This is a genomic window from Luteibacter sp. NPDC031894, from assembly GCF_050273135.1.
Classification (GTDB): domain Bacteria; phylum Pseudomonadota; class Gammaproteobacteria; order Xanthomonadales; family Rhodanobacteraceae; genus Luteibacter.
Window position 1 is genome coordinate 328,329 of sequence record NZ_JBNNMV010000002.1, and the last position, 24,676, is coordinate 353,004.

The window sequence follows — 24,676 nt, forward strand, 5'->3', positions numbered from 1 at the left end:
CCTCATCAGTCACCCTTTCACGCTACCCCTCCGGGCCGTCGATCACCGTTGCGGATGGATCACGGCCGCCCGACCCGAAGCGATCTCGCTGCCCTGGTGCAGGATGCGGAAGGCGTACTGCGCTCCCGCATCGTCCGCAAGCAGGCATTCAGCGTGCACGTCCAGCGCGCCTTGCAGCGTGTCGATGCGCTCCACGCCCAGCTTCACGCCGCGCAGGCTCACGAGCATGCCGGGCCGCGGCTCCGTCCTGCCTTCATTCCGTGCGCGCAGCGCGCCGTGCACGGCCATCGCCTGCGCACCGTATTCGGCGAGGTGCATCGCGTGCAGCCCCTCGGTGCCGCGCAGCGGGTGAGAAACCAGTACGTGGCTCGTACTGACGGCATGGATCGACGACGCATCCCACGCCACGACACCGTCGAGGAGGCACATGTCGCCCGCATGCGGGATCAGGTCAACGAAGTCGGTCTTGGCGAGCATGCGGAGCCATCAGGATCGAAAGGCAGAAGTGGAAGCCGACACCCAGCGCGACCGTGAGGCCGATCGCGCGCAGCACCGGGATCGACGACCACGCCAGCATGCCGAACACGAGGAGGGCCGCGATGACGCACACCACCGTCGCGTGCAGCGTGCGCCGCTGTTCGGCCGGATCGCCAGTATCGCGCTCGAAGAACAACGCGTAATGCAGTCCCAGACCCGCGGCGAGGATCAACGCCACGAGGTGGAACAGCGAGACGGGGATGCCGGCCATGCGTTCCACGGCGAGCACGAGGAAGGTCGCGAGGGTCATCGGCGCCAGCACGTGCCAGGCGCGACGGATGCTGCGCAGTGCCAGCGTGATCGTCACGAACAACAGGGCGGCGGCGGCCAGCACCGCGTGCAGGATGCGCGTCCGGTACGCCGCGACGAGCGACTCGGAGGCCTCCTTCAGGTCGAGCAGGCGCGCGCCCGGATCGGCGGCGGATACCGCCGCCGCGACCGCCGCGGCGTCGTGCACGCCGCTCAACGTCGACAGTCCGACCCAATGGTCCCCCCGCTGCAGCAACATGGCGGCAAGGCGCTGCCCGAGCGGCGAGCGCGCGAATACTTCCGGGGTAAGCAAGGGCGCAGTCCGCGCGGTCTCCACGTCGTCGACGAAGGGCGCGAAAAGGTCCTTGCGGAACGGCATGCCATCGAGCGCCGCGTCCAGCGCCTTGTCCAGGGTCGGGCGATCCGGCAGCTTCGCCTGGCGCGCACGCTGCGTCGCGATGTCGGGAAGGTAGATGGACGGCAGCTCGAAGCCGTCGAGCGCCTTTGCCGCGACCTGTGCGCGCAGGCGCGGTTCCAGCTTCGCCGAGGCGGCGAGGACATCGTCCGCCGTCTTCGCCTGCACGATCAGCAGATAGCGAACGTCCGGCGCACCGAGCTCCCCGCGCAGGCGGGCGTCGGTCATCAACAAGTCGCGCGGCAACGGGGTCAACGCGGAAAGGTCGTTCTGCCAGAACGGGCCGGGCGCGAACGCGATCATCGCCACCACGGCGGCCACGATGGGTATCGGCAGCCAACGCGGACGCGGCAAGGCGTCGAGCCAGCCCCGGAAGGCGGCGAGCCCACGCATGCCGGCGACGTCGCGCGCATGGTCCGGCAGCAGGTAGGGCAAGGCGTAGCGTGTGCTGAAGCCCGCGGCGAGGAGGCCGGTGATGGTGAATACCGCCAGCTGCTTGAGCCCGCCCACGCCCGATGCGTAGAAGGCGAGGTAGGCGATGCAGGCCGAGGCGATCGCCGTGAGCAGCAGCGGCCACAAGCCGCGCACGCTCGCGACGGCGGATTCGCCTTCGCGCCGATGGCTCAGCAGGCGGATCGGGTATTCCTGGGCCACGCCGAGAAGCGTGAAGCCGAACGCCAGCGTGATCCCGTGCACCTCCGCGAAACACAACGTCAGCATCGCGATGCCCGCGAGCGCGCCGGTCGCAACCGGCAGCGCGCCAAGCAGGAGGCTGCTCAAGCTGCGATAGGCGGCCAGCATCAGCACGATGAAGCCGATGGTGGAGATGCGGCCGATCCAGTCGGCCTCGTCGCGCGTCTGCGCGTTGACCACCACCGTGAAGTAGCCCGGCCCGCTGATCGTCAGATGCGAGCCGCTATTGGCGGGCAGGGCCGCGAAGGCCGCACGCAACCGGCCGATCGCTTCGTCTTGTGCGCCAGGATCGAAGCCAGCCCCGCGCGTCTGCGCCAGCAGGAGCGCTTCCCCGCGCGACGAAAACCACACGCCGTCGCGCACCTCGGGCGAACGGACCGGTGTCCAGCGCTCCGCGAGCTTCAAGGTCTCGAGCGTGGGGTCGCGGGGCAAGAGCCCCTTCAACAGCGTCGCCGCCGGCGAGCCGAGATCGTCCAGTCGCTGCTGCAACTGATCGGCGAGGTACGTCTCGTCCAGCGCCTGGGTGTCCAGCGTCGGCGAGAGCAGGTAGCGATACGGCAGCAGCGTGCTGTCGAGCATGCCGAGGTCGAAGTCGCCGTTCACGACCTGGGTGAACGCGGGGTCCTTGCGCAGCGCGCCCGCGAGCCCGCGGCTGAGTGCCGCCTTCGCCGCGTCGTCGCCGCCGTCGATCGCGACGAGGAGCAGTCGCGAACCGGGACCTTCGCCGACCTGCTCCATCAGGAGCTTCTGGTCCGGCGTGGTCGGCGCGGGCATGAAGCTGCGCAGGTCGGTGCCGACTTTCAGTTGCGTGGCGACCACCGCGCCGAGAAGGGCGAGGACGGCGATCCAGGCGATCAGCAGGCCAAGGCGCCGGCCCCTCACATCGCGCCGCCGCACTGCGCGATCAGGCCTTCGCGGGTCGGCTCGGCCGGCATCGCGGCCGCGAGGTCGCCGAGGAGGTCGATCGAGGTGTCGCCGTCGCTTTCGTCCATGCGCATGCAGCGGGCGACCTGCCCGCTGCCGTACACGTGGATGCCCGCGATCTGCTTCGCGACGCGCGCGTCGCGCGGCGTCAAGGTGAGCTGCCAGCGATCGGCATCGCGACCAAGCGCGACATCGAAGGATTGCCCGAGCCGCGACGGATCACCGGCGAGCAGGGCGACGAAACTATCGAGCAGCACCTGCAACTGCGGCGCACGCTTCAGCGAGAAGCTGCGCGGCTTCTTGCCCTCGCGCTCCTGCGTCACCTCGCCATCGGCGATGGTCGACACCTCGCGGGTGGGCTTGTCGACGCGGCGCTCCAGGCGGTCGCCTCCCAACCAGGCCAGTTCCCCGGACACCACCAGCGGCTTGTCCAGCACCCGCATGAAGCGCGCTTCGGCGAAGGACGTGCGGGCAGGCGCCGGCCGATGCAGGCTGGCGATCAGCGCGTTGGCGTCGTCCGCGTCAGGCGTCGGAGTGGCGAGGCACGTGAGCGGCAGCAGCAGGCTCGTCAGCAGGGCCAGTTTCTTGCCAGAAGTCATAGAAATTGAACCAATTGAAGGGATAGAGACGGGCATAGTGCTCCACGCGCCCGGCGTAACGGACGACGAGGTCGTCCAGCGCGGCGGCGCGCTGCGCACGCGGGACATCGATGCCATCGGAAAACGCCTCGAAGATCAACCGGTAGCGATTGCCGCCGAGGTAAATGCCCATGCACAACACGACCGGAACCTTCAGCGCCGCGGCGAGCAGCCAGGGGCCGACCGGGAACGGCGCGGGCCTGCCGAGGAAAGGCACCCGGCGCATCGCCTCGTTGCGATGACCGCGATCCGCGAGCAGGGCCACCATACCGCCCTGCGCGGCGCCCTCGGCCATCGCCAGCGCGACCGAGGCACCGCCCCGCGAGGCGTCGATGACCGCCGCGCCCACGTCCGGCGCCAGCGCTTCGAGCACGGCGGTCAGTGCCGGGGTCTTCTGTTTATCGAGCACCACGCGCAGGGGTATTTCCGGACGGCGCGCTCCCACCGCCCGAAGCGCTTCGAAGCTGCCCTGGTGCGAACCGATCAGCAGCACGCCGCGGCCTGCATCGATGCACTGATCCAGGGCCTGCAGGCCCTCGACCTCGACGGCGAAGTCGCGTTCGCCGTGGGCCAGGAAGAACAGGCGGTCGAGCAGCGTCGCCGCGAACATGTGGATATGCCGGAAGACGTCGTACGCGGTGACCGGACGGTCCAGCACGCGGGAGAGGTAGATCCGCGAGGCGGCCCGTTCATCGGCGCGGCGGAGGAAAAAGTACAGGGCGATCGGATAGAGCAGCACCCGCGCCACGCCGCGACCCAGCCTCAGCGCGATCGTGCGGATCAGCCAGATCGCGAACCAGCCGCCGCCTTCCTGTTGCTTCCAGTGGCTCATGCGCCCTCCATCGTGCCGCGGAGCAGCGTATCCGTGCCGCGACGCACCGTGAAGCGAAAGCGCGCTTCACCCATGGCGACGAGTTCGAGTTCCGCGACTTCGTCGGGCAGGAGCGGCGCCAGGAACTTCGCATCGACGACCTGGCGCACGGTGACTCCGCGCCAGCGGCGCAGCGCGAGCGCGGCCGCCTCCAGCAAGAGCACGCCCGCGACGATGGGGCGGCTCGGGAAATGGCCAGCGAAACTCGGGTGCGCCGCGTCGAAACGCAGCGGGCACACGAACGGCACGGGGTCGGAATCGTTCATCGACATCTCCGGACGAAGCAAACCACGCCCCGGGCCAGTGCGGCCTGAATGGCGCTCAGGCGGCGGCGCGGTGCTGTTCGATATGGTCGGACAGCGTGCGCAGGTTCGTGAAGATGGTGCGATTGTCGGGGTTGTCGGACTTCAGCTGGAAGCCATAGCGCTTGGACACGGCAAGGGCGATTTCCAGCGCGTCGATGGAATCGAGGCCCAGGTCGCCGCCGAACAGCGGGGCTTCCGGGTCGATCTCGGCCGGCTTGACCGATTCGAGGTTGAGGCTGGTGACGATGAGTTCGGCGAGTTCTTGCTGTGCTGCGGTCTGCGTTGCCATTGGTCTTTCCAGGTCCTGGATGTTCCTGCCTCCCCCCGGATGGCAGCGGCCGCGGAGTTTACCACAGGGGTCTTAGGCCAAGCTTCGACTGTTCAGGCAGGTGAATTCCCACACGTTCACGCGCCGGCCCGGGAGCGGGACGATATGATGGCGCGACTGCGTTGGATGGAAGACTCGATGCTCCCAGGAAGTGAAATGCGCGAGCCCGCGCATCAGGCCACCCATGCCGCACCCCGCGTGGGATACGTCCACGGACCGGTCGCCCTCACCCCTTCCACGCTCGCCGCCTTCGGTTTCGGAACCGCCGCGCCTGCCGTCGACGATCCCCGGTGGCTCAGCGTGGCCCTGGCGCCAATCGGCCGCTCGGCGAGCGAGGTCTGGGAAGTGGACGGCGAGGTCCAAAGCGGCCGCGAGGGCGAGCTGCGCTGGTCCCGTGGCGGCGGCTGGTTGTACGCCGCCGTCGAGTGCCGCGAAGACGAGCACGGCGGCACGGAAGCCGCCGCGCGGTACGCGTACGGACTCCTGTCGCGCTTCGTCGCGGGCGCGCCGGAGCAGCACGTGCAGCGAATCTGGAATTACCTCGGCGCGATCAACGCCGGCGAGGCCGACGACGAGCGCTACAAGCACTTCTGTACGGGCCGCATCGGCGGCATGGGCGATGTGTTCGCCCACGGCTTCCCCGCGGCGACGGCCATCGGTCACCACGCGGATCCGGAACGGCTGCAGGTGTACCTGCTCGCGACGGACCGGCCAGGCACGCGGGTGGAGAACCCGCGCCAGGTGAGCGCGTGGCGCTACCCGCGCCAGTACGGGCGCACGCCGCCGAGCTTCGCGCGCGCCACGCTGCTTCCCGCAGGCGACGTGCTCGCCATCTCGGGCACGGCCGCGGTGGTCGGGCATGCGTCGGCCCACGCGGGCGATATCGAGGCGCAACTGGCGGAAACCCTGCGCAACCTCGACGCGCTGCTCGCCGCGGGCGGCCTACCGGCCGGCTTCGGGCGCACGGCGCCCCTGAAGGCGTATGTCCGCCATCCCGAGCACGCGCCCGCCGTGCAGGCGTTCGCCGCGAAACATTTTCCCGAGGCGCCGCTGGTGCTGCTGCACGGCGACATCTGCCGCGAAGAGCTGCTGATAGAAATCGACGGCTGGCGCTATCGCGCCTGATCGCCGACAGGGTCGGCGATGCTCTTCAGCTCTTCTTCGTCGGGCGGTGCCAGCCTTCGACGGTCGTCTGGCGACCGCGCGCGATGGTCAGCGCATTCGCCGGCGCGTCCTTGGTGATGACCGACCCGGCGCCGATCGTCGCACCGGTGTGCAGCGTCACGGGAGCCACCAGCGAGCTGTTGGAACCCACGAAGACGCCGTCCTCGATCGTCGTGCGGCTCTTGTTCACGCCGTCGTAGTTGCAGGTGATGGTGCCCGCACCGATGTTCACCTTGCTGCCGATGACCGTATCGCCGAGATAGGTGAGGTGGTTCGCTTTCGAGCCCTCCGCGATGACCGCGTTCTTGGTCTCGACGAAATTGCCGATGTGCACGCCCGACGCCAGGTCGGTGCCGGGGCGTAACCGCGCGAAGGGGCCGATGGTGCATGGCCCATGCGTCACCACGCCATCCAGGTCGCAATGCGCGAGCACGACGGTACCCGAGGCAAGCCGCGCGTTGCGCACGCGGGTGAACGGCCCGATGCGCACGTCGTCGCCCAGCACAACCTCTCCCTCGAAGATGACGTTGACGTCCACCTCAACGTCGCGACCCGCGGTGACCTTGCCGCGCACGTCGAGGCGCCGCGGATCGGCCAGCCGCACACCCGCGAGCGCCAGTGCACGTGCGCTGCGTTCGCGATACAGCGCTTCGAGGTCGGCGAGTTGCCAGGGATCGTTCGCGCCCGACGCCTCGGTGGCCTCGCAATCGACACAGGCAGCCGGCGAGCCTTCGGCGGCCGCCATCTCGAACACGTCGGTGAGGTAATACTCGCCCTGCGCGTTGGCGTTGCCGAGGCGCTGCGTCCAGGCAAGCAGACGCGCCGCATCGGCGGCGACGATGCCGGTGTTCACCAGGTCGATGGCGCGCTGCGCCGCGCTCGCGTCCTTTTCTTCGACGATATGGCGCACGTGACCGGCGGCGTCGAGCACGACGCGGCCGTAGCCCCTGGGATCCGCAAGGCGGGTCGCCAGCATCGACAGGCCGTCGCCGGTGGAGACGAGGGTCGCGAGCGTTTCGGCGCGAATGAGCGGCACGTCGCCGTACAGCACCAGCACGCGCCCTTCGAGCTGTCCCTTCGCCTGCAACACCTCGAGGGCGGTGCGAACGGCATGGCCGGTACCCAGACGCTCGGCTTGCTCGATCCAGCCAAGGGCGCCATCGGCGGCGAACGCATCGCGCACCTGCGTGCCGTTATGGCCATACACCACGTGCACGCCCGCGGGGTCCAGGCTCCTCGCCGCCTCGATCACATGGGCCAACAGCGGTCGACCGGCGAGCGGCATGAGCACCTTCGCCGACGCGGACTTCATGCGCTTGCCCTCGCCGGCGGCGAGGATGAGGACGTGGAGGGGTGTCGCGGTCATGGGTGGGCTGCCTGCCTCGGAACGAGGGGCGCACTTTCGCGCGTTTGCGGCCCCATGCCAAGTCGGCTACTCGTCCTTCGGCCGCCCGGTCAGGTGCTCGAGGTTCGGCTTGTACGCCTCGACGAACGCGTTGCGGAGGATGCCGACGATGGCTTCCATCGCCGAAACGTTCTTGTCGTCGATGCTGCCCGAGATCGGCACGCGCGTCGCGAACTGGTCCTTCGCCTGGTTCTTGAACAGCTTGGTGACGCCCTCCGCCACGACCTCATAGGCAAGCTTGAGCGGGTTCTTCTTGTCCTGCTCGACGTCCTGCTTCCAGCTGAAGATCTTCAGGTCGTGGAACAGCGGTTTCGCGTAGCCGTTCAGTTTCCGGTCGCGTGCCTGGAGCTCCATGAAGAACTCCCCTTCCCCGCCGGCGAAATCGAGTCCGCTATACGCGCGGGCGAGATCGTTCGCCTTGATCAGCTTGATGTTGCGGATGCTCAGTTCGTAGCGGAAGTCGCCGAGGCGCTCGAGCGGATCGAACTCCGCGCGCGTCTCCAGCGGCGCGTCGCCAAGCACCTTCGCCGTGGCGTGCATGTGCGCGACACGCGAGCCGCCCTCGCGCTGCACGTTGGTGAGGTTCGTGGCCGTGCCGTTCACCTCGGTCATCTTCAGGTCGACTTTCGGACTGGACACGAAGTTGCGGAAGGTGATCGTGCCGTCCATGACGTTGACCTCTTCCAGGCGCGTCGGAACCAGCGTGCGCAGCTGGGCACGCCAGTCGACGCCCTTACCCGTCTGCGTGTCGCCCTCGCCCCGGCCGTCGACGAAGTTCAGCACCGGGCGGTAGAAATCGATCTTGCCGCGCAGGTGCCCGCGCGAGAGGGCGCGCCAGCTCAGCGAGATGTCGGCCCGGTCGGTATCGAACAGGGGCACGGGAACCTTGCCGTCCACTTTCTGGATCGTCAGCCGGTCGATGGAATACGCACCGCGCCAGAGGTGGATGTCGATGTCGGCGATATGGCCCGAGTACGCGCCCATGCGCGAAAGGCGGCCGTTGAGATAATCGAGCACGACATACGGCAGGACGATTCGGCCGACGATGAGCACGACGGCGACGATACCGATGATCCAGAGGCTGCGGCGGTAGCGGGTGCGCATGGCTGAGTGACCGGGTGGCGAGCGCTCAGTGTGGCGCTCCGCGAGTCGTCATTCCATGAACAGGACAGCCCATCCAAAAAAAAAGCCCCTCCGGGGAGGGGCTTCGTCGATCAATGCTTGAGCGTCTTGCGCATGCGTTCCAGGGCTTGCAGCTGGGCGAGGGCTTCGGCCAGCTTGGCCTGGGCCTCCGCCACGTCCACCTGCGGGCCGCGGTTGGACAGTGCGGCCTCCGCCTCTTCCTTCGCCTTCAGGGCGGCCGCCTCGTCGAGGTCGGCCGCGCGGGCGGCCGTGTCGGCGAGGATCGTGACCACCTGCGGCTGCACCTCGAGGATGCCGCCGGAGACGAAGAACTGCTGGCGCTCGCCGTTGGCGCCGACCACGTCGACGTGGCCGGGCTTCAGGCGGGTGATCAGCGGGGCGTGACGCGGCGCGATGCCCAGCTCGCCAAGCTCACCGGTGGCGACCACGAGCGTGGCTTCGCCGGAGTAGATCTCGGCTTCGGCGCTGACGATGTCGACGCGGATGGTATGGGTCATGGGCTGGTCTTCCGTTGGTCGGGGATGGGGAAAGAAGGCTTACGCGGCCTTCTTCGCGCCCATCTCCTCGCCCTTCTTGATGGCTTCGTCGATGCCGCCGACCATGTAGAAGGCCTGCTCCGGCAGGTAGTCCACGTCGCCGTCGACGATCATCTTGAAGCCGCGGATGGTTTCCTTCAGCGGGACGTACTTGCCGGGCGAGCCAGTGAACACTTCCGCCACGTGGAACGGCTGCGAGAAGAAGCGCTCGATCTTGCGGGCGCGCGACACGGCTTCCTTGTCGTCCTGCGACAGCTCGTCCATGCCGAGGATGGCGATGATGTCCTTGAGCTCCTTGTAGCGCTGCAGCGTGCCCTGCACGCGGCGGGCCACGTCGTAGTGCTCCTGGCCGATCACGCCCGGGTCGAGCTGGCGGCTGGTGGAGTCCAGCGGATCCACGGCCGGGTAGATGCCCAGCGACGCGATGCTGCGGCTCAGGGTCACGGTCGCGTCGAGATGCGCGAAGGTGGTGGCCGGCGACGGGTCGGTCAGGTCATCCGCGGGCACGTACACGGCCTGGATGGACGTGATCGAACCGGTCTTGGTCGAGGTGATGCGCTCCTGCAGGACGCCCATTTCCTCGGCGAGGGTCGGCTGGTAACCCACGGCCGACGGCATGCGGCCGAGCAGCGCCGACACTTCGGTACCGGCCAGCGTGTAGCGGTAGATGTTGTCGACGAAGAGCAGGACGTCCTTGCCGCGACCGGTCTCGTCCTTCTCGTCGCGGAAGTACTCGGCCATGGTGAGGCCGGTGAGCGCGACGCGCAGGCGGTTGCCCGGCGGCTCGTTCATCTGGCCGTACACCATCGCGACCTTGTCGAGGACGTTGGAGTCCTTCATCTCGTGGTAGAAGTCGTTGCCCTCGCGGGTACGCTCGCCCACGCCGGCGAACACGGACAGGCCCGAGTGCGCCTTCGCGATGTTGTTGATGAGCTCCATCATGTTGACAGTCTTGCCCACGCCGGCGCCGCCGAACAGGCCGACCTTGCCGCCCTTGGCGAACGGGCACATCAGGTCGATGACCTTGATGCCGGTTTCCAGCAGCTCGCTCGCGGCCGCCTGGTCGTCGTACGACGGGGCTTCGCGATGGATGACCCAGCGTTCCTGTTCGCCGATCTCGCCGGCTTCGTCGATCGGATTGCCGAGCACGTCCATGATGCGGCCGAGCGTGGCCTTGCCGACCGGCACCTTGATGCCTTCGCCGGTGTTGCGCGCGATCAGGTTGCGGCGCAGGCCGTCCGTGGAACCGAGCGCGATCGCGCGCACGATGCCGTCGCCCAGCTGCTGCTGCACTTCGAGGGTGATCTCGGTGCCGTCGATCTTCAGTGCGTCGTAGACCTGCGGTACCTGGTCGCGCGGGAATTCGACGTCGACGACCGCGCCGATGATCTGAACAACTTTACCCTGGCTCATGGAATGCTCCGGATGAATCTTCTTTAGGTTCTGTAGCGGCGCCGCTCTCGCGTCGCCATCGCTTTTCGTTTAGACCGCCGCGGCGCCGCCGACGATTTCCGAGATTTCCTGGGTGATCGCCGCCTGGCGCGCCTTGTTGTAGACGAGCGTCAGTTCGCCGATGACCTTGCTGGCGTTGTCCGACGCGGCCTTCATCGCGACCATGCGCGCGGCATGTTCGCTGGCGAGGTTCTCGAGCGCCGCCTGGTACACCACGGACTCGATGTAACGCGTCATCAGGTGCTCGAGCACCGTGCGTGCGTCCGGCTCGTAGATGTAGTCCCAGTCGTGCGTCTGCTCGACCTTGACACCTTCCGACACGGCACCTTCGGCATGCTCCAGCTCCGTGGCGACCACGGACAACGGCAGGAGCGCGTCGATCCGCGGCTTCTGCACGATCGTGTTCACGAAGTCGTTGTAGACCAGGAAGACGCGATCGAGGCGGTTGTCGGAGTACGCATCGAGGACGACCTTGATGACGCCGATCAGGTCCTCGAGCTTCGGCTTTTCGCCGAGGTGGGTGGCCGAGCCGATGAGGTTCACGCCCTTGATGCGGCGGAAGAACTGCACGGCCTTCTGGCCCACCGCCACGACGTCGATCTCGGCGCCCTTGCCCTGCCACTCGCGGATGGAGGCGAGCGTGCGGCGGAACAGGTTGGAGTTGAGGCCACCGGCGAGGCCGCGATCGGTCGAGACGACGACGAAGCCGACGCGCGCGACGTTGCCGCGCTCGGTCAGGAACGGATGGGTGAAGTCGGTGCTGGCCTGGGCGACGTGCGCGATGACCTTGCGCATCAGGCGCGCATACGGGCGCGAGGCCTTCATCAGGTCCTGCGCCTTGCGGATCTTCGACGCCGAGACCATTTCGAGCGCGCGCGTCACCTTGCGCATGTTCTGCGTGCTCTTGATCTTGGTTTTGATTTCGCGGCCGCTTGCCATGGCTTACTCGTCTTGAATGGGTGTCGCCAGCTCGCGGGGCGGGCGTGTCGCCAGCGCCCCGCGCGTTTCGCTCTTACCAGCTACCGGTCTTCTTGAACTCGTCGGCGGCGGCCTTGAAGGTCGCCTCGATGTCCTTGTCCCAGTCGCCCGTCTGGTCGATCTTCGCCATCAGCTCAGCGTGGTTCTGGCGCATGAAGGCGTGCAGGCCCTTCTCGAAAGGCAGCACCTTGTTGACCGGCAGGTCGTCGAGGTAGCCCTTCTCGGCCGCGTAGATCGACACGCCGAGTTCGGCGATCGACAGCGGCGAGTACTGCGACTGCTTCATCAGCTCCGTCACGCGCTGGCCGCGGTCCAGCTGCGCGCGGGTCGCGGCATCGAGGTCCGAGGCGAACTGCGCGAACGCCGCCAGCTCGCGGTACTGCGCAAGGGCCAGCTTCACGCCGCCGGAGAGCTTCTTCACGATCTTCGTCTGGGCGGCGCCACCGACGCGCGACACCGAGATACCGGCGTTCACGGGCGGGCGGATGCCGGCGTTGAAGAGGTCGGTCTCGAGGAAGATCTGGCCGTCGGTGATCGAGATTACGTTGGTCGGCACGAACGCGGACACGTCGCCGGCCTGGGTCTCGATGATCGGCAGCGCGGTGAGCGAGCCGGTCTTGCCCTTCACTTCGCCGTTGGTCATCTTCTCGACGTACTCGGCGCTGACGCGCGAGGCGCGCTCGAGCAGGCGCGAGTGCAGGTAGAAGACGTCGCCCGGGTACGCTTCGCGGCCCGGCGGACGCTTCAGCAGCAGCGAGATCTGGCGGTAGGCCACGGCCTGCTTGGAGAGGTCGTCGTAGACGATCAGCGCGTCTTCGCCGCGGTCGCGGAAGTACTCACCCATGGCGCAGCCGGAGTACGGCGCGACGTACTGCAGCGCGGCCGCTTCCGAGGCCGAGGCGACGACGACGATGGTGTTGGCGAGCGCGCCGTTTTCTTCCAGCTTGCGCACGACGTTGGCGATCGAGCTGCGCTTCTGGCCGATGGCGACGTAGATGCAGCGGATGCCGGAGTCCTTCTGGTTGATGATCGCGTCGATCGCCACCGCGGTCTTGCCGGTCTGGCGGTCGCCGATGATCAGCTCGCGCTGGCCGCGGCCGATCGGGATCATCGAATCGATGGACTTGTAGCCGGTCTGCATCGGCTGGTCGACCGACTGGCGCCAGATGACGCCCGGGGCGACCTTCTCGACCGGGCTGGTGCCGGCGGCGTCGATCGGGCCCTTGCCGTCGATCGGGTTACCCAGCGCGTCGACGACGCGGCCGAGCAGGCCCGGACCGACCGGCACTTCGAGGATGCGGCCGGTGGTCTTGGCGGCGTCGCCTTCGCGCAGGTGCTGGTACTCGCCCAGCACCACGGCGCCGACAGAGTCGCGCTCGAGGTTCAGCGCGAGGGCGAAGGTGTCATTCGGCAGTTCGATCATTTCGCCCTGCATCACGTCGGCCAGGCCGTGGATGCGCACGATGCCGTCGGACACGCTGATGATCGTGCCTTCGTTGCGTGCCTCGGCGCCGAGCTTGAACTGCTCGATGCGGGTCTTGATCAGTTCGCTGATCTCGGACGGGTTCAGAGTGGTGCTGGACATGGTCGGTTCCTATATGAAATCAGTGCGTCAGCGCGCTGGCCAGCCGTTGCAGGCGGCCTCGCGCCGAACCGTCGATCACCTGCTCGCCCGTGTCGATGACGACACCGCCAAGCAATGCAGGATCGACGTGCGTATCCAGTTCGATCTCGCGCTTGAAGCGGCGCTTCAGCGAGGCACGCAGCTGTTCGGTTTGCGCCCCGTCGAGATCCAGCGCGCTCGTGACCTTGACCTTCAGGGTCGACTCCGACTCCAGCTTGTACTGGTCGTAGAGCGCGGCGATTTCCGGCAGCAGGTGCATGCGGCGGTTCTCGGCCAGCTCCTCGAGGAAGTGGGCGAACGGCGCGTCGGCCGCCATGCCTTGCGGGAGGTGGATGGCGACGAGCTGCGCCGGCAGCACGCGCGGATCGTTGCCGAGGCCGGCGACCTGGGGGTCGACCGCGACCGCGGCGGCGAAAGTGAGCGCCGCCGACCAATCGGCGAGCGCACCCGACGCGTGCGCCACCTCGAAGGCGGCGCGCGCGTACGGACGGGCGAGGGTGAGCGCCTGGGCCATGATCAGATCTCGGCAGCGAGCTGGTCGAGCAGGGCCTTGTGGGCCGCCGGATCGATTTCACGCTGCACGATCTTCTCCGCGCCGCGGACGGCGAGTGCACCGACCTGCTCGCGCAACTGCTCGCGCGCACGCTGGGCCATCGACGCGATCTCGTCCTGGGCCTGGGCCTTCAGACGGTTGATCTCGCCAGTGGCTTCGGCACGGGCCTTGTCCAGCATCTGGTTGGCCTGCTGCTGGGCCTTGTCGATGATCTCGGTCGCCTGCAGGCGGGCCTGCTTGATCTCGGTGGCGACCTTGGCGTCGGCATCCTTGAGCTCGGCGCGCGCACGCTCCGCGGCGGCGAGACCCTCGGCCACCTTCTTCTGGCGCTCTTCAATGGCACCGTTGAGCTGGGGCCAGATGAACTTGGTGGTGAACCAGACCAGGATCGCAAAAGAGATCATCTGGCCCAGGAAGGTCATGTTGATTTCCATGATCTCTCCGAAGACTCCGAACGCTTGGGTACTGACGATCGCCGTGACCCGGCGGGGTCACGGCGACATGACGAACGGCTGCTTAGCCGCCGACGGCGGCGCGCACGACACCGACCAGCGGGTTCGAGAACGCGAAGAGCAGGGCCACGGCGAGGCCGATGATGAACGCCGCGTCGATCAGGCCGGCGAGCAGGAACATACGGCCCTGCAGCAGCGGGACCAGCTCAGGCTGGCGAGCGGCCGACTCGAGGAACTTCGAGCCCATGACGGCGATACCGAGGCAGGCGCCCAGCGCGCCGAGGCCGATGATCACGCCGATGGCGATGGCGGTCATGCCCTGGACGTGGGCGAGAAGCGAGGCGAGTTCCATGGTGTTCTCCTGGGATAAACGAATGGCGAAAGGGTGGAAATGAAAAGGGTGAAGCTGAAGGTTCTAACGTCGGTGCGGTGAGTTAGTGGTGTTCCCGCGCAGTGGCGATGTAGACGATCGTCAGCATCATGAAGATGAACGCCTGGAGGGCGATGATCAGGATGTGGAAGATCGCCCACGCCGTGTTGAACACGACGCCAGGCACGAAGCTGATCCAGCTCACCATCAGACCGGCAATCAGCATGAACACCAGTTCTCCGCCGTACATGTTGCCGAAGAGTCGCATGGCAAGCGACACCGGCTTCGACAGGGTTTCGACGACGTTGAGAAGGAAGTTGGGGATCACCAGGATCAGCTTGGCGATCGGGTTGCTCGCGTGGAACGGCGCGGTGAGCAGCTCCTTGCCGAAGCCGAAGCCGCCCTTGGCCTTGATGCCGTGGCCGATGACGATGAACAGCACGGCGACCGACAGGCCGACGGTGGTGTTGATGTCGGCGGTGGGCACCATGCGGAAGTACGTGTGGTGCGCGACCTCATGACCGGCGAAGGTCTGCACCAGCCAACCGGCCAGGTCCACCGGCAGCAGGTCCATGGCGTTCATCAGGAACACCCACATGAAGATGGACAGCGCCAGCGGCGTGACCGTGCGGCGGTCGCCGTGGAAGGTGTCCTTCACCTGCGTGTCGACGAACTCGATCGCCAGCTCGACGAGGGCCTGGCCCTTCGACGGCACGCCCGACGTGGCCTTGCGTGCGAACAGCCAGAACCACAGGCAGAACGCGGCGCCGAGGCCGAACGAGACGAGGATGGAATCCGCGCGGAGGTTCCAGAACCAGAAATGGTCGGCGCTGAAATTCACCGTCAGGTGGTTCAGATGGTGCTGGATGTATTCGGTCAGACCGCCCTGCGGTTCGCTCGCCATGCTCAACCCTTGAATCTGAATGCAAATACGTTGACCGCGTAGCCGGCCACCAGTCCCGTCAACGCGGGCAAGGGTGGCAGCTTCCACTGAACCAGGATGAGAGCCAGTCCACCGATGAGGACGATCCAGCGAAGGATCATCCCCACGAGGAACCGCATGAACGTTGCTCCCGCTCCGCCCAGCGCGCTGAACGCTCGCGCGGCAAGCAGCGCGGTGGCGATAGCGACGATCAGGACACCCCCGAAGGCGGCCAGCGCGGCTGGACGTCCCTGCAGGGAGAAAGCGAGTCCCGCGACGACGGCCACCACCAGCTGCGCGAAGACGATGCGCTTGGCGAGGTGACGACCGGCGGCAAGACTGTTGAGCAACGCGAGGCTCCCGTGGTTTCGCTCGAAGGCGGCACCAGATGGTTCAACGGGCCACGGTTTAATCTGGAAAAGTATACCAGCGCCGTAAACGACGGGACAAGCTGCGAAAGCCCAAAACCACCCGCCGGCGCGACCGGCGTCGCGTCGTTGTCGAGGCAGCGCTGACGGTCAGGCCCGGGCGGGCGGACCTGCCAATGCGCGTGACACCGCATCGCGCACGCCGGCGTCCTGCCCGATGGATCGGGCAAAGGCGGCGTAAACGTTCACTGGGAGCATCGATGCGACCGTCGGGGAACGGGGGAAGTCGAGTGTAGACCCCGTGAACGCGACGCGGCAACCGCGAATTGTTGCGGTGACAGCTATCGAACGGGCGCCGAATATTCCGCGCCGGAGGTGCACGTCTCATGCACCACGACCTTCGCGAGGCCCGGGACATCCGGGCTCAGCTTTTCGAATATCCAACGGGCGAGGTTTTCGCTCGTCGGGTTCTCGAGGCCCTCGATGTCGTTGAGGTAATGATGGTCGAGGCGGTCGTAGAGGGGCTGGAACCGCGCCTTCAGGTCGCCGAAGTCCATGACCCAGCCGAGCACGGGGTCGGTCGGGCCCTCCACGTGCAACTCGACGCGAAACGAGTGGCCGTGCAGGCGCGAACATTTGTGCCCCTGGGGCACATTCGGCAAGCGGTGGGCCGCTTCGATGGTGAAGGTCTTGAAGATGCGCATGGGGCGGCATTGTAGCGGACGCCGGACGCCACGCTCCGCGGCCGGTCTTCACGACGGTGTTCGCATTTCGGCGCATCCGGCGGCCGGATTCATGGACTTTTCATCCGCGAACCGTTGCAGTGGTAACTACCGGCGCGACGCGAAGGGGTGCCCGCCGGTATCCATGCGTACCACCAGGAGGCATCGATGTGCCTTGCTCGTGATTCCCTCGACGGCCCGCATACGTGCGGGCTGGCCGAGGAAGTGTTCGCGGCGCTGCCGTGGCCGGTCGTCGTATGGCGAGTGGACGGACAGCAGGCCGTGATGGCGAACGCCGCGTTCCAGCGCGAATTCGGCACGGCACGCGGGCGTGCCGGCCCGGCGTGGTTCGAGGAACACCTCCAACCGACCGGCAACCTCGACGAATTCGTCCTGCGCGACCGGCACGCGCCACGACGGCGTTACCGGATGACCCGCCAGGTACTCGACGTCCCGCCCGAAGCCTTCCACGCCGTCTTCCTCATGCCCCTGCCCGACGACGAACACGGCGACGAGCCCGCGGCGAGCAGCTTCGCCGCGCTGCGCCCGGACGTATCCCTTACTCGCCGGGAATCCCAGGTACTGGAGGGCATCATGTGCGGCAAGCTCAACAAGGTCATCGCGAGCGAGCTCTGCATCAGTCCGAAGACCGTGGAACTGCACCGCGCGAACCTCATGGCCAAGCTGCGAGTGCATAACGTCGTGGAGCTGGCGCGGGCGGTGCTCGACCTGTCGATTCGCGCCGACGACGAACCGATCGTGGTGTAGGCATCCCCCACAAAAAAAACCGCGCCCTGAGGCGCGGCTTTTTCGTTTGGTGGCTAGAGGCGGGCTCGAACCGCCGACCTCAGCATTATGAGTGCCGCGCTCTGACCAGCTGAGCTACCTAGCCGTGGAACCTGGTCGTCCGCGGGCAGACCCGCGAAGGCCGGGCAGTTTAATCGTGGCTGGCTTCCCATTCAAGTGGCGCCTTGCCCGCGCTTCTCGCGCTGTGGTTGAATCGGTGGCGACGAGCGTACCCGGCCTGACGCCGGCAACGGGCTCGCGGAGGACGGATGATCGACGCTGATGGCTATCGACCGAACGTGGGGATCGTGCTCCTGAATGGAGACGGCCGCCTGTTCTGGGCGCGCCGCGTCAATCGCGATGGCTGGCAGTTCCCGCAGGGGGGCATGCGCAGCGACGAGACACCGCTGGAGGCCATGTATCGCGAGCTGGAGGAAGAAACCGGCCTGCTCGCCCGGCACGTCGAGGTCCTGGCGGAAACCCGCGGCTGGTTGCGTTACCGCCTGCCCAGCCGATTCGTACGCCACCACCAGCGGCCGACCTGCATCGGCCAGAAGCAGGTCTGGTTCCTCCTCCGCCTCACCTGCGGCGAGGATGCCTTCCGCCTAGACGCCTGCGAGAAACCCGAATTCGACCTCTGGCGCTGGGTCGACTTCTGGTATCCGGCCCACCACGTGGTCAATTTCAAGCGGCAGGTCTACGAGCGCGCCTTGCGCCAGTTCGCGCCGACCGTGGAAACCGTTTGCCGGGTCGAGGTCGGCCGTTGCCCGCAACAGGCCGAGCTGCTCCGCCAGGTCGGCGACACCGGCGCCTGAACGCTTCACAAATGTGTAGTTGACAATCGTTCGCATTCGCGTTCGAATGCGCACCCATGTACATCTGCATGTGCAATGCCGTCACCGATCACGCCATCCGCCGCGCCGCGGCCGAGGGCGTCGAATCCTTTGCCGAGCTCCAGGCCCGCACGGGCTGCTCGGACTGCTGCGGCGCCTGCGAGTCGGAAGCCCGGCAGTGCCTGCGTGAGGCCGTCCAGGCTGCACGGCCCGCGCTGACCTTCCTGACCTTCCTGCCCTCCCCGGCCTGAGCCCACGCGGGGCCGATCCCCGGCGTCCAGTCGCGGACGCGAAACACCTTCATTCTCGTTACGTCATGGTGCTGCGCGCCAACGTATAGTCGTGCCCTGCACAACCAGGGAGACCCCTCATGAAGGGCGACGCGAAGGTCATCGAATACCTCAACAAGGTCCTCTACAACGAGCTGGCCGCCATCAACCAGTACTTCCTCCATTACCGGATGTTCAAGGACTGGGGCTACAACGAGCTCGCCAAGCACGAGTACGAGGAATCGATCGAGGAGATGAAGCACGCGGACAAGCTGATCGAGCGCATCCTCTTCCTCGACGGCCTGCCGAACCTCCAGCACCTGGGCAAGCTGCGCATCGGCGAGAACGTCGTGGAGGCCCTGCAGGGCGACCTCGACCTCGAAATGCTGGCCACCAAGGACCTGCGCGAGGCGATCGCCTATAGCGAAGGCATCCACGACTTCGTCAGCCGCGACCTGTTCAAGTTCATCCTCGGCCAGGAGGAGGAGCACATCGACTGGCTGGAAACCCAGTTCAGCCTGATTTCCGACATCGGGGCCGAGCGGTACATGCTCAGCAAGGTGGGATCGCTGCACGATTGATCCCCGGCTCGCAGGGGTCATCTGGAAAGGCCGCGCATGCGCGGCCTTTCTCCGTTATGGGAGAGGGTTCCTTGACCATTGAAGGAACCGGGGGCTATACCATCGCGGTCTTCACGCCTTCTCCACGGAATGCCCATGGCTTCACGCCCACCGCCACGGTTCGTCGTGCGCACGCTCGACGACGCGGCCAGCCAGCGCCGGAAGCGACTCGTCCTTAGCGGGGCCTGGGCGCTCAGCCTGCTCCTGGTGGGCGTGGGCGCCTGGTTCGCGGCGGCGCGAGTGCCCGCGGTCGTAGCCGATCGCGGCGCGGTGCGGCAGTTGAAAGCGGACAACGAGGATCTGCGCCAGCAGGTGGCTAACCTTGAACGCGCGGGACAAGTCGCCGACGTCGCTGCGAAGGAACTCAAGCGAAACCTTGCGGAGCGCGATGAGGAAATCAGCGGCTTGCGCACCGACCTCGCCTTTTATTCCCGCCTCGTCGGCACTGGCGGCCAGCGCGACGGGCTGAAGATCCAGGGTGCGCGCACCACGCCGGTGAAAGGCACCGGCAACGCCTGGAACCTGGTGGTGACCCTGACCCAGAACGCTCGCCGCGGCGACGTGGTGAAGGGATCGCTGAAGCTCGCGGTCGAGGGTATCCAAGGCACCGAGGTGGCAACACTCGAAGGGCCGGCGCTCGGCCAGGGCAGCCAATCCACTAATCTTCCCTTCTCATTCAAATACTTCCAGCAGATCCAGGGCAGTTTCACCCTTCCGGCCGGCTTCAAGCCGACCCGGCTACGGCTGGTCGCCGACGTCACCGGCGATGCATCTGTCGCCGGTACGGTGGCGTGGAGCGATGCCCTGCGTAACGACGAGGCCAACGATGTTCAGCAGTAACCGGAAGAACCAGGCGCCCGCCGTCAGCGCGGCCGCCACCAGCCTTATCGCCGGCGGGGTCACCCTTCGTGGTGACATCCTGTTCAGCGGGTCGCTGCACCTGGACGGGGCCGTCGAGGGGTCGATCCACGCCGATCCGGGCAGTGATGGCGTGCTCACCATCAGTGAGACCGGCCGGGTGGTAGGACGCATCGAGGTTCCGCATGCCGTGATCAACGGCGCCGTCGCGGGCGACATCCACATCGCCGAGCGCCTGGAACTGGCTCCGCTGGCCCGCATCGACGGCGATGTGCACTACCAGGTGCTCGAGATGGCCGCCGGCGCCCAGGTGAACGGCAAGATGGTCCATCGGGCGCCGCAGACCATCCGCCAGCTGACCCAGGCCGCCATCGAGGCGGCGCCCGTGCTCGACGAGGCTTGACCTGTCCGGGAACGGCGCCATTATGGTCGGCATGAACAACCCATTCCCCATGGCTCCGAGCGCCGCGCCCGACTACCGCTCGGGAACGTCGCCGCTGGTCTTTACCGAGGCGGCAGCCCGCAAGGTGCACGAGCTGATCCAGGAGGAAGGCAACCCCGGCCTCAAGCTGCGCGTCTACATCAGCGGCGGTGGCTGCTCCGGCTTCCAGTACGGCTTCACTTTCGACGAAGAGCAGGCCGAGGACGACCTGGCCGTGGCACGCGAAGGCGTGACGCTGCTCGTCGATCCGCTCTCGCTGCAATACCTCACGGGCGCCGAAATCGACTACGCCGAATCGTTCAGCGGTTCGCAGTTCGTCATTCGCAATCCCAATGCGAAGACCACCTGCGGCTGCGGTTCCTCGTTCAGCGCATGAGCGGCCGTAGGGCGTGAGCGTCGACCAGGAGCGCGACAAGGCCGCCGCGACTCGCGCGCGGGAAAACGTCTTCGCCGGCATCGACATCGACCGCATGTCCGAACGCCGCGACGACCGCCTCTGGATCGAGGAACTCGAACGCCTCCCGGAGTCGCGCTTCCTCGTCCTGGATGCCGAAGGCAACGCCTTCATGCGCAGCGATGCGGAATCGCCGTGCTGGATGTCGCCTGCAATGCGCGACGAGCGCTTCGGCGATATTCCCTCCACGTTCCTGGGCCTGGCATCCGGCGCCGCCTGGTTCGCGCTTGTCGCCGACGAAGCCCAGGCCGCGCTTTTCGTTTCCCTGACCGGTGCGCGGCGCATGTCGTTGCGCGACGCCGGCCTGCTCCTGGACGCATTCGAGGCGGGGCTCTTCGCTTACGCCAAAGGCATCACCCATTGGCAGCGGCAGACGCGCTTCTGCAGCCAGTGTGGTGCGCCGACCCTGGTCGTGGCGTCGGGCCATCGCGTCCAATGCACCAACCCTGACGGCGCCCATCTGCACTTTCCACGTACGGACGCGGCGATCATCGTCATCGTCGAGCACGGCGACGCCTGCCTGCTCGGGCGCCAGCGCGGTTGGCCACCGGGCCGTTATTCGACGCTGGCCGGCTTCATCGAGCCCGGCGAATCGCTCGAGGATGCGGTGCGGCGCGAAGTGCGCGAGGAGTCGGGTGTCGAGGTCTTGCACGCCACGTATCACTCGTCGCAGCCTTGGCCGTTGCCGGCATCGCTGATGGTCGGCTTCACCGCCACGGCGAAAACGCGCGAAATCCACCTGCGCGACGACGAGCTGGAGGATGCTCGCTGGTTCACCGTCGAGGACATCGTCCAGGGCATGCGTTCGGGCACCCTCGGCGTGCCGCCCCCGCTCTCGGTGTCGTATCGCCTCATCGAGCACTGGCTGGGGCTGCGCGGCGTCGACCTCGACGAACTCGTGGCAGGTACGCCCCGCTAGAGGTGTGGGACGCAGTCGGCCGCCTGGTTCGCCTACAATCGAGCCATCCACCCGCGGATCGTGTCTCCCATGGCCTTACGTCTCCTCGCCGTACTCGTCGCCCTCGTCATTGTCTGGAGCGTGCCGCAACTGACGCGGTGGCGCGACGAACGCTGGTTCCGTCTTTGGGTCGACCGACTCTCGGACCTCTCCGGCCCCGGACGCGTCGCCGTGGTGCTGCTCGCCCCGGTCGTCGCCTGCGCCATCGTCGCGGGCATCCTCCGTTCCCTTCCCTTCTTCGACCTGGGCTGGCTGGTCTTCGCCATCGCCGTGCTCGTGTATGCCCTCGGTCCCCGCGAGATCGAGGCCGACATCGATGCGGTCCTGCAGGCGCGCGATACGCTGCGCAGGGATGAAGCCGTGGCCGCGCTACGTCACGACGATCCGCCGCTGGGCTGGTTCGCGCCGGTGCTCGTCGAGGCCGCCTTCTACGGCGCACTGCGTCGTCGCTTCGGTGTGCTTTTCTGGTTCTTCGTGCTCGGCCCCACGGGCGCGCTGGGCTATCGCCTCGCGCAGATCCTCGCTCGCGACGTCGCGCTGGCGCTGGATGCCGCGACGCGCGCCATCGCGCGTCGCGTCGCCGATGCGCTCGACTGGATCCCGGCACACCTCATGGTCTTCGCTATGGCGCTGGTCTCCGACTTCGATGCCGTCATGGGCGCATGGAAACACTGGCACCGCAATTCCGGTAGTCCGCGGTCGCGGCTGGATCCCGATTTTCTCGGCGCGGTCGCGCGCGCCGGTGTCGATGCGGATGTCGAAGCAGGCGATGGGTACGTGCAGGACGTCAGCGATCCCATCGCGGAACTGGAAGACGCGCGCCGCGTGATCCGGCGCGTGCTTATCGTGTGGCTGGCCGTCGTCGCCGTGATCGTTCTGGCCGCCTGGTTCGCTTGAGGGCTACACCTTGTCGCCGCGAAGCTGGGCGACGCGCGCTTCCAGCACCGCCGCATTCGCCTCGCCTGCCGGCAGCGGCTCGCCGCCCACCAGTTCGATCCTCGACCAGAAGCGACGCGGCAAACGCGCGCGGCGCAGCGCGCTGTCGCGGCGGCTGAAGATGCTGCCCCACATCCCGCGCAGCGCGAGGGGCACCACCGGTACCGGGCGCCGGGCGAGGATGCGGTCCACGCCCGGGCGGAAGTTCTGCAGGCTGCCGTCGCGGGTGATGCCTCCCTCCGGGAAGATACAGACCACTTCGCCGTTGGCGAGCGCTTCGTCCACGAGGTCGAACGCCCGCTCCATCAGCGCGGGATCTTCCTGCCGCCCTGCGATGGGAATCGCTTTCGCCGTACGGAAGACGAAGCGCAGCACGGGAATGTCATGGATCTTGTAATACATGACGAAACGCATCGGCCGGCGCACGCTCGCCATCAGGATCAATGGATCCATGAAGCTGACATGGTTGCAGACCACCAGCGCGGCACCTTCGTCCGGAATGTTCTTCAGCCCGTCCACGCGCACGCGATAAAGCGTGTTCACCAGCACCCAGGTGATGAAGCGCATCATGAATTCGGGGACGAGGGTGAAGATGTATACGGCAACGGCGATGTTGACGATGCCCGTGACCAGGAAGATCGACGGCACGTCGAGGCCCATCGCGGTCAGGCCTATGCCGAACCCCGCGGCGGTGCAGATGAGCACCGCGTTGACGATGTTGTTGCCCGCGATGACGCGTGACAGCCGCTCGCGCGGTGCACGGCTCTGCACGAAGGCGAACAGCGGCACCACGTAGAAGCCGGCGAACGCACCGATCATGGTGAGGTCGAGCATCGCCCGCCAGGCGCCCGGCACGCCGACGAAAGCGGCCCAGTCCAATGCGACGCCCGGTGTCACACCCGGGCGCGCGAAGTACAGGTCCACGGCGAACACGGTGAGGCCGAAGGCACCCATCGGCACGAGGCCGATCTCCACGCGACGGCGGGACAGGCGTTCGCACATCAGCGAACCGATGCCCGTCCCTAGCGAGAACAGCGTCAGCACGAGCGTGTTGACCGAGCCGTCACCGCCGAGGACGTGCCGCGTATACGTCGGCAGTTGCGCGATCATCACCGTGCCGAAGAACCAGAACCACGAAATGCCCAGCACCGCGTTGAACACCGCACGGTCTTCATGGGTGATCTTCAGCACGCGCCAGGTTTCGCTCAGCGGGTTCCAGTTGAAGCGAAGATCGGGTGCCGTCGCCGGCGCGGGTGGGATCGATCGGCTGGCGAGGTAGCCGACGCAGGCGATGCCGATGGTCGTCAGCGACGCGGCGAGCGTGCCGTAACCGGCGATGAGCATCAGTGAATTGCCGACGATCATGCCGATCAGCATCGCAAGCTGCGTGCCCGTTTCCACCAGCGCGTTGCCGCCGACCAATTCGCTACGCTCCAGCGCCTGCGGCAGGATCGAATACTTGATGGGACCGAACACGGTGGAGTGCACGCCCATGAGGAAGAGCACCACGAGCAGCAGCGACACGTGGTGCGTGAAAAAGCCCACCGCCGCGATGACCATGGCGACGATCTCGAAGAGCTTCACATAGCGGATGATCCGCGTCTTCTCGAACTTTTCCGCGAGCTGTCCCGCCGTGGCGGAAAACAGGAAATAGGGAAGGATGAACAGCGCCGGCGCCAGGTTCGTGTAGAGCGAAACCTGGGCATCCGGTAGGGCCATCTGGAAGGCCACCAGCATGACCATCGCGTTGCGGAACGCGTTGTCGTTGAAGGCGCCTAGCGCCTGTGTCCAGAAAAAGGGAGCGAACCGTCGCCGGGCGAGTAGGGAGAACTGCGACATCCTGGGCCGTTCCTTTTTGTTTCCCCCAGTGT

The 24,676-nt window shown here is 66.9% G+C and carries 29 protein-coding genes and 1 tRNA gene; 10 read left to right on the forward strand and 20 right to left on the reverse strand.

Features of this window, described 5'->3' with window-relative positions; all coding sequences use genetic code 11:
- Positions 1 to 42: 42 nt before the first annotated feature.
- The 6 genes from ACQKIE_RS07440 to ACQKIE_RS07465 are packed head-to-tail and all read right to left on the reverse strand — an operon-like array spanning position 43 to position 4,921.
- Positions 43 to 477: a phosphotransferase gene (locus tag ACQKIE_RS07440; protein ID WP_427457395.1), complete on the reverse strand. Its 435-nt coding sequence runs from the start codon at positions 475 to 477 to the stop codon at positions 43 to 45.
- Complete coding sequence (locus ACQKIE_RS07445; protein ID WP_427457397.1) at positions 452 to 2,791, reverse strand: MMPL family transporter; 2,340 nt, start codon at positions 2,789 to 2,791, stop codon at positions 452 to 454. The genes ACQKIE_RS07440 and ACQKIE_RS07445 overlap by 26 nt, the downstream gene beginning before the upstream one ends.
- Entirely contained in the window at positions 2,773 to 3,417 is a 645-nt protein-coding gene (locus ACQKIE_RS07450; protein ID WP_427457399.1) for a LolA-related protein, read from the reverse strand. Before ACQKIE_RS07450 ends, ACQKIE_RS07445 begins: the two co-directional genes overlap by 19 nt.
- Positions 3,341 to 4,288 carry an acyltransferase gene (locus ACQKIE_RS07455; protein WP_427457401.1) on the reverse strand — a complete coding sequence of 316 codons (948 nt, stop codon included), beginning with the start codon at positions 4,286 to 4,288 and terminating at the stop codon, positions 3,341 to 3,343. Before ACQKIE_RS07455 ends, ACQKIE_RS07450 begins: the two co-directional genes overlap by 77 nt.
- Complete coding sequence (locus ACQKIE_RS07460; RefSeq protein WP_427457403.1) at positions 4,285 to 4,593, reverse strand: hydroxymyristoyl-ACP dehydratase; 309 nt, start codon at positions 4,591 to 4,593, stop codon at positions 4,285 to 4,287. Before ACQKIE_RS07460 ends, ACQKIE_RS07455 begins: the two co-directional genes overlap by 4 nt.
- Before the next feature lie 55 nt (positions 4,594 to 4,648).
- A complete protein-coding gene (locus ACQKIE_RS07465; protein WP_427457405.1) occupies positions 4,649 to 4,921 on the reverse strand; it encodes a phosphopantetheine-binding protein in 273 nt (90 codons plus the stop codon).
- Positions 4,922 to 5,116: 195 nt separating this feature from the next.
- Here ACQKIE_RS07465 and ACQKIE_RS07470 point away from each other — a divergent pair, with 195 nt between their 5' ends.
- Positions 5,117 to 6,085: a pteridine-dependent deoxygenase gene (locus tag ACQKIE_RS07470; RefSeq protein ID WP_427457407.1), complete on the forward strand. Its 969-nt coding sequence runs from the start codon at positions 5,117 to 5,119 to the stop codon at positions 6,083 to 6,085.
- Positions 6,086 to 6,110: 25 nt separating this feature from the next.
- On the opposite strand, the gene glmU is transcribed toward ACQKIE_RS07470, so the two are convergent.
- The 12 genes from glmU to queD all read right to left on the reverse strand — a co-directional run bounded on the left by glmU (position 6,111) and on the right by queD (position 16,631).
- Positions 6,111 to 7,490 carry a bifunctional UDP-N-acetylglucosamine diphosphorylase/glucosamine-1-phosphate N-acetyltransferase GlmU gene (gene glmU, locus ACQKIE_RS07475; protein ID WP_427457409.1) on the reverse strand — a complete coding sequence of 460 codons (1,380 nt, stop codon included), beginning with the start codon at positions 7,488 to 7,490 and terminating at the stop codon, positions 6,111 to 6,113.
- Between the two features lie 66 nt (positions 7,491 to 7,556).
- Positions 7,557 to 8,633, reverse strand: a complete 1,077-nt coding sequence (locus tag ACQKIE_RS07480) for a DUF748 domain-containing protein (RefSeq protein WP_427457411.1) — start codon at positions 8,631 to 8,633, stop codon at positions 7,557 to 7,559.
- 110 nt (positions 8,634 to 8,743) lie between these two features.
- Positions 8,744 to 9,169, reverse strand: a complete 426-nt coding sequence (locus ACQKIE_RS07485) for a F0F1 ATP synthase subunit epsilon (RefSeq protein WP_427457413.1) — start codon at positions 9,167 to 9,169, stop codon at positions 8,744 to 8,746.
- Positions 9,170 to 9,208: 39 nt separating this feature from the next.
- Entirely contained in the window at positions 9,209 to 10,621 is a 1,413-nt protein-coding gene (gene atpD / locus ACQKIE_RS07490) for a F0F1 ATP synthase subunit beta (RefSeq protein WP_427457415.1), read from the reverse strand.
- A gap of 69 nt (positions 10,622 to 10,690) precedes the next feature.
- Complete coding sequence (gene atpG / locus ACQKIE_RS07495; protein ID WP_427457417.1) at positions 10,691 to 11,599, reverse strand: F0F1 ATP synthase subunit gamma; 909 nt, start codon at positions 11,597 to 11,599, stop codon at positions 10,691 to 10,693.
- Between the two features lie 73 nt (positions 11,600 to 11,672).
- Positions 11,673 to 13,223, reverse strand: coding sequence for a F0F1 ATP synthase subunit alpha (gene atpA / locus ACQKIE_RS07500; protein WP_427457419.1), 1,551 nt, complete (start codon positions 13,221 to 13,223; stop codon positions 11,673 to 11,675).
- A gap of 19 nt (positions 13,224 to 13,242) precedes the next feature.
- Entirely contained in the window at positions 13,243 to 13,776 is a 534-nt protein-coding gene (locus ACQKIE_RS07505) for a F0F1 ATP synthase subunit delta (RefSeq protein WP_427457421.1), read from the reverse strand.
- 2 nt (positions 13,777 to 13,778) lie between these two features.
- Positions 13,779 to 14,249 (reverse strand): F0F1 ATP synthase subunit B, encoded by a 471-nt coding sequence (locus ACQKIE_RS07510; RefSeq protein WP_427457423.1) that lies wholly within the window; start codon positions 14,247 to 14,249, stop codon positions 13,779 to 13,781.
- A gap of 82 nt (positions 14,250 to 14,331) precedes the next feature.
- Positions 14,332 to 14,619: a F0F1 ATP synthase subunit C gene (gene atpE, locus ACQKIE_RS07515; RefSeq protein WP_089975626.1), complete on the reverse strand. Its 288-nt coding sequence runs from the start codon at positions 14,617 to 14,619 to the stop codon at positions 14,332 to 14,334.
- Positions 14,620 to 14,701: 82 nt separating this feature from the next.
- On the reverse strand, positions 14,702 to 15,541 hold the full coding sequence (gene atpB / locus ACQKIE_RS07520; protein ID WP_427457426.1) for a F0F1 ATP synthase subunit A: 840 nt from the start codon (positions 15,539 to 15,541) through the stop codon (positions 14,702 to 14,704).
- Positions 15,542 to 15,543: 2 nt separating this feature from the next.
- Positions 15,544 to 15,909, reverse strand: coding sequence for an ATP synthase subunit I (locus tag ACQKIE_RS07525; protein ID WP_427457429.1), 366 nt, complete (start codon positions 15,907 to 15,909; stop codon positions 15,544 to 15,546).
- A gap of 359 nt (positions 15,910 to 16,268) precedes the next feature.
- Positions 16,269 to 16,631, reverse strand: a complete 363-nt coding sequence (gene queD, locus ACQKIE_RS07530) for a 6-carboxytetrahydropterin synthase QueD (RefSeq protein ID WP_427457431.1) — start codon at positions 16,629 to 16,631, stop codon at positions 16,269 to 16,271.
- A 186-nt stretch (positions 16,632 to 16,817) separates the two neighbouring features.
- On the opposite strand from queD, the gene ACQKIE_RS07535 reads away from it, so the two are divergent.
- On the forward strand, positions 16,818 to 17,417 hold the full coding sequence (locus tag ACQKIE_RS07535; RefSeq protein WP_427457433.1) for a response regulator transcription factor: 600 nt from the start codon (positions 16,818 to 16,820) through the stop codon (positions 17,415 to 17,417).
- Between the two features lie 47 nt (positions 17,418 to 17,464).
- On the opposite strand, the gene ACQKIE_RS07540 is transcribed toward ACQKIE_RS07535, so the two are convergent.
- Positions 17,465 to 17,541, reverse strand: a tRNA-Met gene (locus tag ACQKIE_RS07540).
- A gap of 163 nt (positions 17,542 to 17,704) precedes the next feature.
- On the opposite strand from ACQKIE_RS07540, the gene ACQKIE_RS07545 reads away from it, so the two are divergent.
- The 8 genes from ACQKIE_RS07545 (at position 17,705) to ACQKIE_RS07580 (ending at position 22,766) form a co-directional block, all read left to right on the forward strand.
- On the forward strand, positions 17,705 to 18,250 hold the full coding sequence (locus tag ACQKIE_RS07545) for an RNA pyrophosphohydrolase (protein ID WP_427457435.1): 546 nt from the start codon (positions 17,705 to 17,707) through the stop codon (positions 18,248 to 18,250).
- Positions 18,251 to 18,306: 56 nt separating this feature from the next.
- Complete coding sequence (locus ACQKIE_RS07550) at positions 18,307 to 18,519, forward strand: (2Fe-2S)-binding protein (protein WP_427457437.1); 213 nt, start codon at positions 18,307 to 18,309, stop codon at positions 18,517 to 18,519.
- A 119-nt stretch (positions 18,520 to 18,638) separates the two neighbouring features.
- On the forward strand, positions 18,639 to 19,118 hold the full coding sequence (bfr, locus tag ACQKIE_RS07555; protein WP_427457440.1) for a bacterioferritin: 480 nt from the start codon (positions 18,639 to 18,641) through the stop codon (positions 19,116 to 19,118).
- A gap of 135 nt (positions 19,119 to 19,253) precedes the next feature.
- Positions 19,254 to 19,997: a DUF6776 family protein gene (locus ACQKIE_RS07560; protein WP_427457442.1), complete on the forward strand. Its 744-nt coding sequence runs from the start codon at positions 19,254 to 19,256 to the stop codon at positions 19,995 to 19,997.
- On the forward strand, positions 19,984 to 20,418 hold the full coding sequence (locus ACQKIE_RS07565; RefSeq protein WP_427457444.1) for a bactofilin family protein: 435 nt from the start codon (positions 19,984 to 19,986) through the stop codon (positions 20,416 to 20,418). Before ACQKIE_RS07560 ends, ACQKIE_RS07565 begins: the two co-directional genes overlap by 14 nt.
- A 31-nt stretch (positions 20,419 to 20,449) precedes the next feature.
- Positions 20,450 to 20,833, forward strand: a complete 384-nt coding sequence (erpA, locus tag ACQKIE_RS07570) for an iron-sulfur cluster insertion protein ErpA (RefSeq protein ID WP_427457446.1) — start codon at positions 20,450 to 20,452, stop codon at positions 20,831 to 20,833.
- A gap of 13 nt (positions 20,834 to 20,846) precedes the next feature.
- Positions 20,847 to 21,830: an NAD(+) diphosphatase gene (gene nudC / locus ACQKIE_RS07575; protein WP_427457448.1), complete on the forward strand. Its 984-nt coding sequence runs from the start codon at positions 20,847 to 20,849 to the stop codon at positions 21,828 to 21,830.
- Between the two features lie 69 nt (positions 21,831 to 21,899).
- Positions 21,900 to 22,766 carry a beta-lactamase induction protein gene (locus tag ACQKIE_RS07580; protein WP_427457450.1) on the forward strand — a complete coding sequence of 289 codons (867 nt, stop codon included), beginning with the start codon at positions 21,900 to 21,902 and terminating at the stop codon, positions 22,764 to 22,766.
- Positions 22,767 to 22,769: 3 nt separating this feature from the next.
- Here the strand turns inward: ACQKIE_RS07580 and ACQKIE_RS07585 are convergent, their stop codons facing one another.
- Positions 22,770 to 24,644 (reverse strand): MFS transporter, encoded by a 1,875-nt coding sequence (locus tag ACQKIE_RS07585; protein ID WP_427457452.1) that lies wholly within the window; start codon positions 24,642 to 24,644, stop codon positions 22,770 to 22,772.
- Positions 24,645 to 24,676: the final 32 nt, after the last annotated feature.

What these genes read in the sequence shown, in the direction of transcription:
- ACQKIE_RS07465 (WP_427457405.1), bottom strand. Translation starts at nt 4,921, where the DNA reads ATGGCAACGCAGACCGCAGCACAGCAAGAACTCGCCGAACTCATCGTC.
- ACQKIE_RS07455 (WP_427457401.1), bottom strand. Translation starts at nt 4,288, where the DNA reads ATGAGCCACTGGAAGCAACAGGAAGGCGGCGGCTGGTTCGCGATCTGG.
- queD (WP_427457431.1), bottom strand. Translation starts at nt 16,631, where the DNA reads ATGCGCATCTTCAAGACCTTCACCATCGAAGCGGCCCACCGCTTGCCG.
- atpD (WP_427457415.1), bottom strand. Translation starts at nt 10,621, where the DNA reads ATGAGCCAGGGTAAAGTTGTTCAGATCATCGGCGCGGTCGTCGACGTC.
- ACQKIE_RS07505 (WP_427457421.1), bottom strand. Translation starts at nt 13,776, where the DNA reads ATGGCCCAGGCGCTCACCCTCGCCCGTCCGTACGCGCGCGCCGCCTTC.
- erpA (WP_427457446.1), top strand. Translation starts at nt 20,450, where the DNA reads ATGAACAACCCATTCCCCATGGCTCCGAGCGCCGCGCCCGACTACCGC.
- atpG (WP_427457417.1), bottom strand. Translation starts at nt 11,599, where the DNA reads ATGGCAAGCGGCCGCGAAATCAAAACCAAGATCAAGAGCACGCAGAAC.
- atpA (WP_427457419.1), bottom strand. Translation starts at nt 13,223, where the DNA reads ATGTCCAGCACCACTCTGAACCCGTCCGAGATCAGCGAACTGATCAAG.
- ACQKIE_RS07545 (WP_427457435.1), top strand. Translation starts at nt 17,705, where the DNA reads ATGATCGACGCTGATGGCTATCGACCGAACGTGGGGATCGTGCTCCTG.
- ACQKIE_RS07450 (WP_427457399.1), bottom strand. Translation starts at nt 3,417, where the DNA reads ATGACTTCTGGCAAGAAACTGGCCCTGCTGACGAGCCTGCTGCTGCCG.
- ACQKIE_RS07510 (WP_427457423.1), bottom strand. Translation starts at nt 14,249, where the DNA reads ATGGAAATCAACATGACCTTCCTGGGCCAGATGATCTCTTTTGCGATC.
- ACQKIE_RS07580 (WP_427457450.1), top strand. Translation starts at nt 21,900, where the DNA reads ATGGCCTTACGTCTCCTCGCCGTACTCGTCGCCCTCGTCATTGTCTGG.
- atpB (WP_427457426.1), bottom strand. Translation starts at nt 15,541, where the DNA reads ATGGCGAGCGAACCGCAGGGCGGTCTGACCGAATACATCCAGCACCAT.
- ACQKIE_RS07480 (WP_427457411.1), bottom strand. Translation starts at nt 8,633, where the DNA reads ATGCGCACCCGCTACCGCCGCAGCCTCTGGATCATCGGTATCGTCGCC.
- atpE (WP_089975626.1), bottom strand. Translation starts at nt 14,619, where the DNA reads ATGGAACTCGCCTCGCTTCTCGCCCACGTCCAGGGCATGACCGCCATC.
- ACQKIE_RS07470 (WP_427457407.1), top strand. Translation starts at nt 5,117, where the DNA reads ATGCGCGAGCCCGCGCATCAGGCCACCCATGCCGCACCCCGCGTGGGA.
- ACQKIE_RS07440 (WP_427457395.1), bottom strand. Translation starts at nt 477, where the DNA reads ATGCTCGCCAAGACCGACTTCGTTGACCTGATCCCGCATGCGGGCGAC.
- ACQKIE_RS07550 (WP_427457437.1), top strand. Translation starts at nt 18,307, where the DNA reads ATGTACATCTGCATGTGCAATGCCGTCACCGATCACGCCATCCGCCGC.
- ACQKIE_RS07485 (WP_427457413.1), bottom strand. Translation starts at nt 9,169, where the DNA reads ATGACCCATACCATCCGCGTCGACATCGTCAGCGCCGAAGCCGAGATC.
- ACQKIE_RS07535 (WP_427457433.1), top strand. Translation starts at nt 16,818, where the DNA reads ATGTGCCTTGCTCGTGATTCCCTCGACGGCCCGCATACGTGCGGGCTG.
- glmU (WP_427457409.1), bottom strand. Translation starts at nt 7,490, where the DNA reads ATGACCGCGACACCCCTCCACGTCCTCATCCTCGCCGCCGGCGAGGGC.
- ACQKIE_RS07460 (WP_427457403.1), bottom strand. Translation starts at nt 4,593, where the DNA reads ATGAACGATTCCGACCCCGTGCCGTTCGTGTGCCCGCTGCGTTTCGAC.
- ACQKIE_RS07565 (WP_427457444.1), top strand. Translation starts at nt 19,984, where the DNA reads ATGTTCAGCAGTAACCGGAAGAACCAGGCGCCCGCCGTCAGCGCGGCC.
- ACQKIE_RS07585 (WP_427457452.1), bottom strand. Translation starts at nt 24,644, where the DNA reads ATGTCGCAGTTCTCCCTACTCGCCCGGCGACGGTTCGCTCCCTTTTTC.
- bfr (WP_427457440.1), top strand. Translation starts at nt 18,639, where the DNA reads ATGAAGGGCGACGCGAAGGTCATCGAATACCTCAACAAGGTCCTCTAC.
- ACQKIE_RS07560 (WP_427457442.1), top strand. Translation starts at nt 19,254, where the DNA reads ATGGCTTCACGCCCACCGCCACGGTTCGTCGTGCGCACGCTCGACGAC.